The following is a 12,901-nucleotide window of genomic DNA, read 5'->3' on the forward strand; positions in this document are numbered from 1 at the left end:
ATGGCAAAAAGAGCAGCACCCGAAGTAAATGCAGGATCAATGGCTGACATTGCCTTCTTATTACTTATCTTTTTCTTAGTAACAACTACTATTGAAAAGGACAAAGGATTATTAAGAAGTTTGCCACCTATTGATGACACTGAAGTTGAACCACCAATTATTAGACAAAAAAATCTATTTACTGTTAATATTAACCGTAATAACCAACTCTTAGTAGAAGAGGAGGAAATTCCGATTAGTGAACTAAGACAAGCAGCTATTGATTTTTTAGATAATGGAGGCGGAACTAACCCAGAAGGTGAGTCTTGTGATTATTGTAAAGGAAAGCGTTTAGAGGATTCCTCAGACCATCCAGATAAAGCAATTATCTCAATGAAGCACGATAGAGAAACCACTTATGAAAAGTACATCGATGTACAAAATGAGTTGGTTGCAGCCTATAATTTCTTAAGAGAGCGAGAAGCAGAAAGACTATACAAAAAGTATTATCCAGATGCTGATAAGGTGTTTACCGCTATGCTTGAAGAGAAAGAGAAGAATCAATTTAGTAAGGATGAAGTACTTAATGAGCGAATTGAAACCGTTAAGTTATTATTCCCAATGAAATTGTCTGAAGCAGAACCTGAAAAATAATAAAAAGTAACAATTATGTCTAAGTTTAGAAAAAAAGATAAAGGTGGATTGCCCGCAATTTCAACGGCATCACTTCCAGATATTGTATTTATGTTGCTTTTCTTTTTTATGGTTGCAACTGTAATGAGAGACAGTACTTTAATGATTGAAAACAGATTGCCTAGTGCCGATCAGGTTGAAAAACTTAAAAAAGACAGAACAATCTTTATTTATGCAGGAAAACCAAGCGATTTATACAAGCAATTTGGTAAAGAACCAAGGATTCAATTTAATGATGCTTATATTACTGTAGAAGATGTGCAATCATCAGTTATTCAGGGTATAAACGATTTGAACGAAGACTTACAAAGTAGAGTCGTAATTGGTCTTAAAATCGATAAAGAAACCAATGCAGGTTTAGTATCAGATATTAAGCAAGAATTGCGTAAGGCTAATGCATTAAAAGTGATGTATATAGCTAATACTAAAAACGAAAATTTATAATAAATTCTTAATTTTATATAAAAACGTCCTGAGAAACAATCTCAGGGCGTTTTTTGTTTAATTGATATTAAAGATTTTGTAGCTTTATCAATATTTAACAATCATGCTAAATACGTTATCTCTAAATAAAAGATTATAATGAGAGCATATCACAATCTAAAAAAGTATCGGTATCAACACATAAAAAGTTACTTGCTACTTATATTTATATTAATAGGTTTTTTGGGGTTTTCGCAAAATGAGAATACAGATGCGTCCAAATTATATAAAGATTACAGAGAGGACCAATTCTATGCGTCAGTAACCTATAATATACTGAATGAAAAGCCGAATGGAGTCTCTCAATCTGGTTTTTCATCGGGGTTTCATTTTGGTTTTATAAGAGATATGCCAATTAACGAAAAACGTAATGTTTCGATAGGTTTAGGTTTAGGGGTTTCTACTAATTCTTATAACCAAAAAAACGTATTGATTGAAGAAATTAATAAGACGATATCCTTTAGTAAAATAGATGAAAGTGACTATAATGTATCTAAGAATAAGTTTGCTACGTACCTCGTAGAAGTGCCTTTAGAAATTAGATGGAGAACTTCTAATCCAGAAGATTATAATTTTTGGCGTATTTACACAGGGTTTAAAATAGGGTACTTACTATATAATACTACAACTTTTAAGAGTGATTTGGCTAATGAGAAACTGTCTAATATAGATAGCTTTAATAAAATTCAATATGGTTTAACTCTGAGTGCTGGTTATAGTACTTGGAATTTTCATGTGTATTATGGTTTAAACTCAATTTTTGATAATGACATAGCGTTCGAAGGTGAAAGTATAGATATGAAATCCTTAAAAATAGGATTGATGTTTTATGTCCTATAACCAATAATTAAGAAGGATAAACTGCGGCATTAATCCTGTAAAAACACCTATTATCAATTCTTGAGGGGTGTGCGCTTTTAGATGTAAACGCGATGTGGCAATGGCACCTAGAATAATCATCATTAGCGCAATTGTACCAATGATATTTATATGATAATGCAAACTTAATGCAACAGCGAACATAAAAAAGCCAGAGGCAGCTATCATATGAATACTGGCTTTTATTTTAAACACAGCCAATATAAAACATGTTAAAGTAGAACATAGAATACCTAAAAAGAAGTAGTATAATTCTATAATTTCATCTGGTGTTAATACGCGTATTAGAATCAACACAATTATAATACAATTGATAAATAATGGTATTAAGCGCTCTTTGGTACTTTTTAGATAGATAGAATTAACCTTATTGATCGTTTTGAGTAGGAAGAATAAAAGGATCGGTAAAATGATTGTAAGGATTACAATCGAAAATATTTTAGCATTTCTTATCGGCTCTGGAATGTAACGTGGAGTTTTAGAAAAGTAAAATAATATACCCAATAATGGCATTATTAATGGGTGAAAAACAAACGATATACCTTTTAAAATAAATTCTTTCATGTGTAATAACAAATGTAAAGTTTTATCTTCAAAATATTGATGCTATAGTTTATAAGTAGATTATATATTTTACTTTTATAAAAAACAACGAATGATTAAAAAATACATCACTCTAAGTTTACTCATTTTACTAAGTCTAAATTATACCTTGGCTCAAGGTAATTATGGAATCATTTTCCCCAAATCGGAATCTGAAAGAAATCGAGCTTGTAGGAATTGTTTTTCGGCATTTCAGCAAAAACCTAAAGAAGTAAATTTTACTATAAAAAATGACAATGGTAATTTGTACTTTCATACCAATGACAAATCGTGGTTCAATAGTTTATTTAAAAGTGATACGGATGGTATTGCTATTGATGTCGTTTCTAAGGATATGTATGATTGCGCCATAGAAACCATTAAAACGGATCAGATTAGGGGTGAATTGTTAAGACCTGTCTATGCCTCTCGACTTAAAAGCGGCCTAAAATCTATTGGTGAAAATTCCTATCGTGTATTAGTGGGTAAATTACCAGATAACCTGAAGAATAAAGAACTAGAATACAATATGCTTTTCTTAGGTAATAAAACACTGTGTCGCTATCAAATTATCTATGATATTAAAGCCTATAAATGGGACTTGCTAGATATGGGCATGTATTTAAATTCTATAAGTTTTAAAAATGAAAAAGTTGCAGATACTGAAGATGAGTCATTTCAAATAAAGTACAAAACGCTTCGGTTTAAAATACCGTTTGAGAAGAATAAGACACAATACTCATCAGCGGATATAAAGCCAGTTTACGATTCATTGAACTTAACAAATTTCAATATAAAGACGATAAACATCAAAGCGTATTCATCTATTGAAGGTGGTTTAGAACGCAATATAGAATTGCAACAAGAAAGAGCTAATAGTATTGCCAAGGCCATTCAATCATATCAGAAACCCAATATCAAAACAACTATATCTTCTTCAGAAAATTGGGTTGAATTTTTAAATGATATTGAAGGTACAAAACACGAGAACCTAAAGGCTCTAAGTAAGAGTGAATTAAAATCTAAGCTTGTAGGTGCTTTTTCTCAAGATATGGAGCCGTATTTAAAAAACCATAGAAAAGCGATTATTACGTTAGAATTGGAACGGAAAGATATCTATAAGGCAAAATCTACAACAGAGCTCGTGGGACTCTTTAATTCGTCCATAAAGGATGGTAAATTAGATGAAGCTGCCCAAATACAGAATTCAATTTTTGAAAAACTAAAGAATAAGGAAGTATCACCAAATATTTTAAAAAATATGGAAATTCCTGCACAGTTGAAATTCATTGATTTCTTAAATAACAATAGTGCCATTAAATACCAATTAGACCAAAAGCAACTTATTATCGTAAGGAATGAACTAGAAGCTCTTAAAAAATTAGAAGCTAAGAATCCAAAAGTGCGTTATAATTTAGTTGCCTTGAAATTTTTAATTTGGCGTCACAATATTGAACCTGTAAATGATGATACGTTTAAATCAGAAATTTACGCTCTAAAAAGTTTTGGTATTGACCAGCAGCTTATCGATAGGATGATGATTAATTATCACATCATTAAAAGTGAAAAGTATATGCGCGAGCGCGATTACAAAAACAAAGATAAGTCGGTAAATTACATTACTAATGCCTATAAGAAAGTATCCCTTTCTGATTTTGACTATTTTAGTTTAGCGCAGTATTTGGTGTATTATGCAAATACGGATAAAGCGGCTGAATTATTAACTAAAAAGGCACGTTCTATAGATGTTGATGAAGATCTACTATTTTACTACTTAAACTTAACACTAACAGATAATGAGCTCACTAAGACTGATGCTTATAGAGCAATTATGTTAAACGCTATAAACCTTAACAGTAAAAGATATTGTAAAATATTTAATGCTGTTGAAAATGGAGGAGTCACGTTTCAGCTATTGGCAAACGATTATTTGCGCAGAAGTTATTGTGAAAGTTGTACTAATTAAAAACTTAAAGTTCCTTTCTCAATCGCGCCACAGGAATATCTAATTGCTCTCTATATTTAGCAACAGTCCGTCTTGCTATTGGATAACCTTTTTCTTTTAAGATTTTAGAAAGCGCTTCATCAGTTAAAGGTTTCTTTTTACTTTCTTCTTCTATAACCGTTTCTAGAATCTTTTTAATTTCTCTAGTTGAAACTTCTTCACCTTGATCGTTAGTCATCGATTCTGAGAAGAATTCTTTAATTAATTTTGTGCCGTATGGAGTGTCAACATACTTACTATTGGCAACTCTAGAAATGGTAGACACATCCATTTCAATTTCGTCAGCGATATCTTTTAATATCATAGGGCGCAAATTACGCTCATCACCAGATAAGAAGTATTCTTTTTGGTAATGCATAATCGAACTCATGGTAACAAATAAAGTTTGCTGGCGTTGTCTTACCGCTTCAATAAACCACTTAGCAGCATCTAATTTTTGTTTTATAAACATTACTGCATCCTTTTGGGCTCTAGACTTTTCTTTAGTCTCTTTATAACCTTTAAGCATATTATTGTATTCCCGAGAGACATGCAATTCTGGTGCATTTCTACCATTTAGAGTAAGTTCCAATTCTCCATCTACAATCTTTATAGCAAAGTCTGGTACAATATGTTCTACGATTTTGTTATTACCAGCATAAGAACCACCAGGTTTAGGATTAAGTCTTTCGACCTCTTCTATAGCCTCTTTGAGTTGCTCTTCGTTAATATTAAATTTTTGCATTAACTTCTTATAGTGCTTTTTGGTAAATTGCTCAAAGCCTTTATCTATAATAGTTGTTGCCAATTCAACATCTGGATGCTGTTCTTTTCTATGTAACTGAATGCTTAAACATTCTTGAAGATTACGAGCGCCAACACCTGCAGGATCTAATAGATGCACAATATTTAGTACTTTTTCAACTTCCTCTTCTGTTGTATACACATTTTGTGTAAAAGCTAAATCATCTGTAATATCAGCTAGAGAACGACGTATGTAACCGCTTTCATCAACACTACCAACCAGGAAATACGCAATTTCTTCTTCTTGTTCGGTTAATCTAAAGGTGTTTAACTGATTTATTAAATGTTGCGTAAATGAAGTCCCAGCAGCATAAGGCATCGTCTTATCTTCATCATCAGCACTGTAATTATTGGCTTGCGTACGGTATTCAGGGATTTCATCGTCGCTTAGGTATTCGTCGATATTAATATCATCAGCTTCAATCGTTTCATTGTCATCATAATCCGTTTCAGAATTATCAAATTCATCTACATTGTCTTCAGACGCTTCTGATTCTTTTCCGGTATCTAAGGCGGGGTTTTCTTCTAACTCTTGCTTCAAACGTTGCTCAAAAGCCTGTGTAGGCAATTGAATCAACTTCATAAGTTGTATCTGCTGTGGAGATAACTTTTGAGATAGTTTAAATGATAAAAACTGCTTTAGAGACATAAAATTTCTGTTGATTATAAATGTAATAAAAAAACCTGACAGGTTTTTGAAACCTATCAGGTATATTATTTAGAAATTAAAACTCTGCATTTTGTGGTGTTCTAGGAAAAGGAATAACATCTCTTATATTTCCCATTCCTGTAGCAAACATAACTAAGCGTTCAAATCCTAATCCGAAACCAGAATGTACTGCCGAACCATATTTACGTAGATCTAAATACCACCATAACTCTTCTTCAGAAATATCTAAAGCTTTCATCTTTTCTTTTAAGACATCTAAGCGCTCTTCACGTTGCGATCCTCCAACCATTTCGCCAATACCGGGGAATAAAATATCCATAGCTCTTACCGTTTTTCCGTCTTCATTTAAACGCATGTAAAAGGCTTTAATGTTGGCTGGGTAATCAAATAATATTACTGGACATTTAAAATGCTTTTCTACTAAGAAACGTTCGTGCTCAGATTGTAAATCAGCTCCCCATTCTTCAATAATATAATTGAATTTCTTCTTTTTATTTGGTTTAGAGTTTTTTAAGATATCTATAGCCTCTGTATAGCTTACACGTTTAAAGTTGTTATCTACAACAAACTTAATTTTTTCAATTAAGCTCATTTCGCTGCGTTCTGCCTGAGGTTTTGTTTTTTCTTCATCTAAAAGACGCTTGTCTAAAAACTCTAAATCTTCTTTATTGTTTTCTAAAACATAGCTCAATACAGACTTCATGAAATCTTCAGCCAAATCCATATTACCAGCTAAGTCCATAAAAGCAACTTCTGGTTCTATCATCCAGAATTCAGCTAAGTGACGCGACGTATTAGAGTTTTCTGCTCTAAACGTTGGGCCAAACGTATACACTTTCCCTAAAGACATAGCGTAAGATTCAGCTTCAAGCTGACCAGATACCGTTAAATTTGTTTCTTTTCCGAAGAAATCTTCTTTATAATTTACAGAACCATCTTCATTTAATGGCGGGTTTTTTGAATCTAAGTTGGTAACCTTAAACATTTCACCTGCACCTTCAGCATCACTTCCTGTAATAATAGGTGTGTGCATATAGTTAAAGCCATTTTCATTAAAGTATTTATGAACAGCAAAAGATAATGAAGAACGTAAACGCATTACAGCACTAAACGTATTTGTTCTTGTACGTAAATGAGCGTTTTCTCTTAAAAATTCAAACGAGTGTTTTTTGGGTTGAATAGGGTAGGTTTCTGGATCAGAATCGCCTAGAACCTCTAATGTTTTTACAACAATTTCAACCGATTGTCCTTTACCTTGACTTTCTACTAACTCGCCTGTAATATGAATTGCAGCTCCCGTAGTAACACGCTTTAAAAGGGCTTCGTCAAAATTTTCAAAATCAACAACACATTGAATATTATTTATGGTAGAACCATCATTTAAAGCTATAAATCGATTGGCTCTAAACGTTCTTACCCACCCTTTAATGCTAACGTCTTGTAAGGTGACATCTTGTGATAATAATTGTGCTACAGTTTTTGAAGTCATTTTTTTAATAATTTTTTAAGGCTAAAATATAATGATATGCTTAGTTTGATTTGTCGTCTTCGTTATCATCTTCCAAAGCAATAACATTGATGGAAGGTTTTCTTAAGACTTCTTTATTGGCAATATTGCGCTCTAAAGATAGTAATAACGACGGTAACAAGAGTAAGTTAGACAGCATGGCAAATAGTAAGGTTATAGAAACTAAAGCTCCTAAAGCTACGGTGCCACCAAAGCTAGAAATGGTAAATACCGAGAACCCAAAGAATAATACAATTGAAGTATAAATCATACTAACGCCGGTTTCTCTAAGTGCTGCATAAACAGATTTTTTAATTTTCCAATTGTTGGCTTGTAACTCTTGTCTGTATTTTGCTAAAAAGTGAATAGTATCATCTACCGAAATACCAAAAGCGATACTAAACACTAAAATAGTTGAAGGCTTTATAGGTACACCAATGTAACCCATGATTCCTGCTGTTACTAAAAGTGGTAGTAAATTAGGAATTAAGGATACAATTATCATTTTAAAAGAACGGAACAAATACGCCATAAATAGCGCAATAAGTACAATGGCAAGTGTCAATGAAATGGCTAAGTTTTTAACCAAATATTTAGTTCCTTTTTGAAAAACTAAAGCTTTACCTGTAATGATTACATTATAACGTTCTTTAGGAAATAACTTGTCTATTTCAGCTTGAAGGTCTTCTTGAATACGCTCCATTTTATCAGTACCAATATCCTTCATAAACGTAGTAATACGTGCATATTGGCCTGTGCTATCTACAAAATTGCTAAGCATATCAACATTCGAGGTTGAGTTTTTAGCATACGATAAGATAAAACTATTTTCTTGACTTGTTGGTAATTGGTAATATTTAGGATTACCGTTGTAATAGGCTTGTTTGCTATATTTTACAAGACTTACCACCGAAATTGGTCGCGATAATTCTGGGATATCCGTAATTAATTCCTCAAGCTCATCCATACGTTTTAAAGTCGCTAATTTCATAACTCCTTTTTTACGCTTCGTATCTATCATTATTTCTAATGGCATAATACCATTAAATTCAGATTCGAAAAATCGAATATCCTTAAAAAATTCTGTGTTTTGAGGCATGTCTTCAATGAGACTACCCGAAATTTTAATTTGGTGAATACCAATAATACTAACAACAATTAGAATAAGAGTAGTAATATAAATTGTTATCTTTTTATTCTTTACCATGGATTCCATCCAATTCACAAAGGCACCAATCCAACGTTTATTTAAATGTTCTAAATGGCGTTCTTTAGGGTAAGGCAAGAACGTATACATTATAGGAATAATGAGTAAACACAATGTGAAAATGGCAAGAATGCTCAACGAAGCAACAATACCAAACTCTTTAAGTAGTGTACTTTCTGTAAGTATAAATGTAGCAAAACCAGAAGCCGTTGTTACATTAGTCATTAAAGTAGCGTTACCAACTTTAGTAATTACACGTTGTAACGACTTTACTTTATTTCCGTGAGATTTTACTTCATGTTGAAATTTGTTGATTAAGAAAATACAATTTGGGATTCCGATAACGATGATTAAAGGTGGAATTAAAGCCGTTAGTACTGTAATTTCATAACCTAGTATACCTAAGATTCCAAAGGTCCACATCACTCCAATACAAACTACCACCAGCGAAATAAAAGTCGCTCTAAAGGATCTAAAGAACAAGAAGAAAATTAATGAGGTTACAAATAGTGCTCCACCAATAAAAATAGGAATTTCATCTATAATGCTCTGCGAACTTAAAGTTCGGATATAAGGCATTCCCGAAACTCTAACGTCGAGTCCGGTTTGGGCTTCAAAGGCATCAATTTTTTCCTGAAGGTTATTTAAAATAAATGCTTTTCTAGCAGGTGTATTAATAATATCTTTCTTTAAGTAGAGTGCCGTTCTTATAGTTTTGGTCTCTGCATTAAATAAGAAATTATCGTAAAAAGGATATTGATTAAAAAGTTCATCTTGAAGTTTGTTAACCTCTTCAATACTACTTATGGAATCCGTTATAAAAGGTTCTAATTCAAACTGTACCTTTTCAGTGTTTTTAACTAGTTTTTTTAGATCTTTTATAGATAAAACAGCTTCAACTTCATCATAGCCTTTAAAGGAATCTGCAAGTTTATTCCAAGCATTCAGTTGTTTTACAGAGAATAGTGTAGAATCTTTGACACCGAGTACAACAAGGTTGCCTTCTTCTCCAAAAATTTCTAAAAATTCGTTATAAACAAGGTTTACTTCGTGGTCATCTGGTAGTAAATTCGCTTCCGTAGATGAAAAACGCATGTGTTTCCATTGGGAGCTGAAAAATATAGTTGCTAAGATAATAGCAATAAGAATAAAGATTTTATTACGAAGAATAAGTCTTGCAATAGCTTCCCAAAATCCTGTGGTAAAAAGTTTAAACATGCTGTAGTAAAACTGCCTTAGAGCAAGCTCATAAGAAATTGATTGAAATAAACATTATTGTTTTGATGAAACCATCATTCTACATAAATCTCGTCTAGCGAGAGAAATGAGCGGCAAAGGTAGAAAAAACCTAAGGATTTGTAGGTTAATTAACAGTAATATAATTTATACTAAAGTGAAATATTGAAGGTAAACTTAAAGGCAATGTTATCTTCAAAATTAGGCAAGTGATAACCACCATATCTGTAGGCAAAACTGAGTCCAAAACCGAAGAGCAATTTGTTAATTTCAAAACCAGATTCAGAGTAGAGTTTATCGAGAGTACTGAACTCAATGCCTTGGTGTCTGCTAATATTATTCATGTTTCCGACAGCATAGCGCGATATTAAAACCAGTTGTGGTTTAAAACGATCCGAAATATTAAAACGATTAAAAGTGTGCTTTAGTTGTAATGTTGAAAACCGATCGCTAAAAAACTCATTGAAATACATCGTCTCAAAACTATTTAAACCCGCAACAGAAAAACGCTGAAGTATGGTTTCTTTTCTAATGTTATTTGGATAAGCGTGATACAAATGTGTTATTGGAGTGTTGCCTTCTGCAATACCTGCAACAAGTGTAATACTTGTTATGGCATCATTTTTATGTTTAAATTGTTGTACGGTCCTAAAATCGAGTTTAGAAAAATTAAAATCACTACCTAAAATAGATCTGACGGCTTGTGTGTATTGAAGTGTAAATTTTGGAAAACCATCCTTGGTCTCTTTCAACTTGTCATTTTCGGTGGTATAGGTGCTAAACGGACTCCATTGTAAACTTGCTTTAACAGTACTTAAATCAAAGGTAGAGTAGGTTTTATCCTTTATGGCAAAATTGTAAAAATAGGTTGGCTCTATTTTAGAAGTCGCTAATTGCGTTTCTGAAAGTAAATGATTAGTTATTTTGTGTTGTATTGAAACCGATTTTGTAATGTGTTTATGAAACAAATCAATGTTTAGTAAACGTGGTTCAAAAAAGGTAAAAAAGCGCTTATCGGTTAAAAATTTTGAACTTCCTGTTTCTTGTAAATCATCAGTATAAGCAAGATTAATCCATGTGTCTGTTGCTTCATTAACTCTAAATCCGCCACCGATTTTGTATTTAATTTCTTTATCTTTAAAACCATAAACCAAATAGCCATCGATGCGGTAACGTTCAGAAAATCGGTTATTAGTAACACCACCTAATCCGCTTCTTACACCTTCGTATTGATTAAACTTAATAAGGTATTTTAAATCTAAATTGAAATAATTAAAAGGAAGAAATCCGTTACCAATATGATTTAAGAATTCTGTTTTCTTAATGGAATCTTGAACTGTTTTTGTTGAGTCTTTTTTACTTACAAGTGTTTGCTGTGCATAACTGTAAGATGCAAGCGTTATAAGTAAAACGACAAACAGGTGCTTTCGCATTTAAAATGTTTAATTGTGATATTAAAAAAAACATCCCAATTGTAATGGGATGTTATATTTTATGCGTGTTAAAATTACACGGTCATAATCTCTTTTTCCTTAAGCTCTAGAACTTCGTCTATTTTCTTAACATAAGTATCGGTAAGCTTTTGCACATCGGCTTCAGCATTTTTTTGTAAATCTTCAGATACATCCGAATCTTTAATGTCATGATTAGCATCCTTACGTGCGCTTCTTACCCCAATTTTAGCATCTTCAGCCTCTGATTTTGCTTGTTTTGCTAAATCGCGTCGTCTCTCTTCAGTTAGTGGTGGTACATTTATAATGATTGTATCACCATTATTCATGGGATTAAAACCAAGATTAGCAATCATAATTCCACGTTCAATTTCTTGAAGCATATTTTTTTCCCAAGGCTGAACTGTTATTGTTCTTCCGTCTGGTGTATTTACATTTGCCACTTGACTCAACGGAGTTTGTGAGCCGTAATAATCTACCATGACGCTACCTAACATTGCAGGACTAGCTTTACCTGCTCTAATATTTGTGAATTGCTTAGCTAAATGCTTAAGAGCAGCATCCATAGCTTCTTTTGTGGTGTCTATTATAAATTGAATGTCTTCGTTCATTGTGTTAACTTTTTAATTGAGAGTTATCAAAGTTTAAGCCAAAGTTTAAACATTGACTTCTGTTCCTATATTTTCTCCAGAAACTACTTTTAGTAAGTTTCCTTTTTTATTCATATCAAAAACAATAATTGGCAATTCATTTTCTTGACTTAGAGTAAATGCGGTTGTATCCATAACTTTTAAACCTTTAAGTAAGACATCTTTAAAAGAAATTTGATCAAACTTAACGGCTGTACTATCTTTTTCTGGATCGGCTGAATAAATACCATCAACACGCGTTCCTTTTAAGATTACATCAGCTTCTATTTCTATGGCACGTAATACGGCAGCAGAATCTGTTGTGAAATAAGGATTTCCTGTTCCACCACCAAAAATTACAACACGACCTTTATTAAGATGACTCATTGCTTTTCGTCTTATAAACGGTTCAGCAACTTCATTAATTTTAATAGCAGTCTGTAAACGTGTTTTGATACCTTTATCTTCTAATGCGTTTTGTAAAGCTAAACCATTTATCACAGTGGCGAGCATACCCATATGATCACCTTGCACACGATCCATACCGTGCATAGCACCTGCGACACCTCTAAAAATGTTTCCACCACCTATAACTATAGCTACTTCTACACCTAATTCTGTTATTTCTTTAATATCTAGAGCATATTCTGAAAGTCGCTCAGGGTCTATACCATATTGACGATTTCCCATTAAGGCTTCTCCAGATAATTTTAGTAATATTCTTTTATATTTCATTAGATAGTTTCTGTTGCTATTTTTAGTCTGTGTAAAATTTGCCAAGTACGTACTCTTTTAAA

General features: G+C 32.5%; 11 protein-coding genes. 4 read left to right on the top strand and 7 right to left on the bottom strand.

The window, feature by feature from the left end; genetic code table 11:
- The 3 genes from HM984_RS10390 (at position 1) to HM984_RS10400 (ending at position 1,995) form a co-directional block, all read left to right on the top strand.
- The gene (locus HM984_RS10390; protein ID WP_115810510.1) at positions 1-633 is read left to right on the top strand and encodes an ExbD/TolR family protein; all 633 of its coding nucleotides are present in this window, start codon (positions 1-3) and stop codon (positions 631-633) included.
- Between the two features lie 15 nt (positions 634-648).
- Positions 649-1,116 carry an ExbD/TolR family protein gene (locus HM984_RS10395; protein ID WP_115810508.1) on the top strand — a complete coding sequence of 156 codons (468 nt, stop codon included), beginning with the start codon at positions 649-651 and terminating at the stop codon, positions 1,114-1,116.
- 192 nt (positions 1,117-1,308) lie between these two features.
- Positions 1,309-1,995, top strand: a complete 687-nt coding sequence (locus tag HM984_RS10400) for a porin family protein (RefSeq protein WP_257018487.1) — start codon at positions 1,309-1,311, stop codon at positions 1,993-1,995.
- Here the strand turns inward: HM984_RS10400 and HM984_RS10405 are convergent.
- Positions 1,990-2,598 carry a hypothetical protein gene (locus tag HM984_RS10405; protein ID WP_115810504.1) on the bottom strand — a complete coding sequence of 203 codons (609 nt, stop codon included), beginning with the start codon at positions 2,596-2,598 and terminating at the stop codon, positions 1,990-1,992. The two genes, HM984_RS10400 and HM984_RS10405, sit on opposite strands and share 6 nt — an antisense overlap.
- Before the next feature lie 91 nt (positions 2,599-2,689).
- Between HM984_RS10405 and HM984_RS10410 the strand changes: the two genes are divergently transcribed.
- Positions 2,690-4,582 carry a hypothetical protein gene (locus HM984_RS10410; protein WP_179349120.1) on the top strand — a complete coding sequence of 631 codons (1,893 nt, stop codon included), beginning with the start codon at positions 2,690-2,692 and terminating at the stop codon, positions 4,580-4,582.
- 4 nt (positions 4,583-4,586) lie between these two features.
- On the opposite strand, the gene rpoN is transcribed toward HM984_RS10410, so the two are convergent.
- From rpoN to pyrH, 6 genes are all read right to left on the bottom strand, one after another.
- Entirely contained in the window at positions 4,587-6,053 is a 1,467-nt protein-coding gene (rpoN, locus tag HM984_RS10415; RefSeq protein ID WP_115810501.1) for an RNA polymerase factor sigma-54, read from the bottom strand.
- A gap of 76 nt (positions 6,054-6,129) precedes the next feature.
- A complete protein-coding gene (gene asnS / locus HM984_RS10420) occupies positions 6,130-7,563 on the bottom strand; it encodes an asparagine--tRNA ligase (protein WP_115810499.1) in 1,434 nt (477 codons plus the stop codon).
- Positions 7,564-7,603: 40 nt separating this feature from the next.
- The gene (locus tag HM984_RS10425; RefSeq protein ID WP_179349121.1) at positions 7,604-10,006 is read right to left on the bottom strand and encodes an efflux RND transporter permease subunit; all 2,403 of its coding nucleotides are present in this window, start codon (positions 10,004-10,006) and stop codon (positions 7,604-7,606) included.
- A 170-nt stretch (positions 10,007-10,176) separates the two neighbouring features.
- The gene (locus tag HM984_RS10430) at positions 10,177-11,457 is read right to left on the bottom strand and encodes a DUF5686 family C-terminal domain-containing protein (protein WP_179349122.1); all 1,281 of its coding nucleotides are present in this window, start codon (positions 11,455-11,457) and stop codon (positions 10,177-10,179) included.
- 74 nt (positions 11,458-11,531) lie between these two features.
- Entirely contained in the window at positions 11,532-12,086 is a 555-nt protein-coding gene (gene frr, locus HM984_RS10435; protein ID WP_115810493.1) for a ribosome recycling factor, read from the bottom strand.
- 45 nt (positions 12,087-12,131) lie between these two features.
- Positions 12,132-12,839, bottom strand: a complete 708-nt coding sequence (gene pyrH / locus HM984_RS10440; RefSeq protein ID WP_115810491.1) for a UMP kinase — start codon at positions 12,837-12,839, stop codon at positions 12,132-12,134.
- Positions 12,840-12,901 lie beyond the last annotated feature (62 nt).

The organism is Winogradskyella pacifica (assembly GCF_013403915.1).
Taxonomy (GTDB): Bacteria; Bacteroidota; Bacteroidia; order Flavobacteriales; family Flavobacteriaceae; genus Winogradskyella; species Winogradskyella pacifica.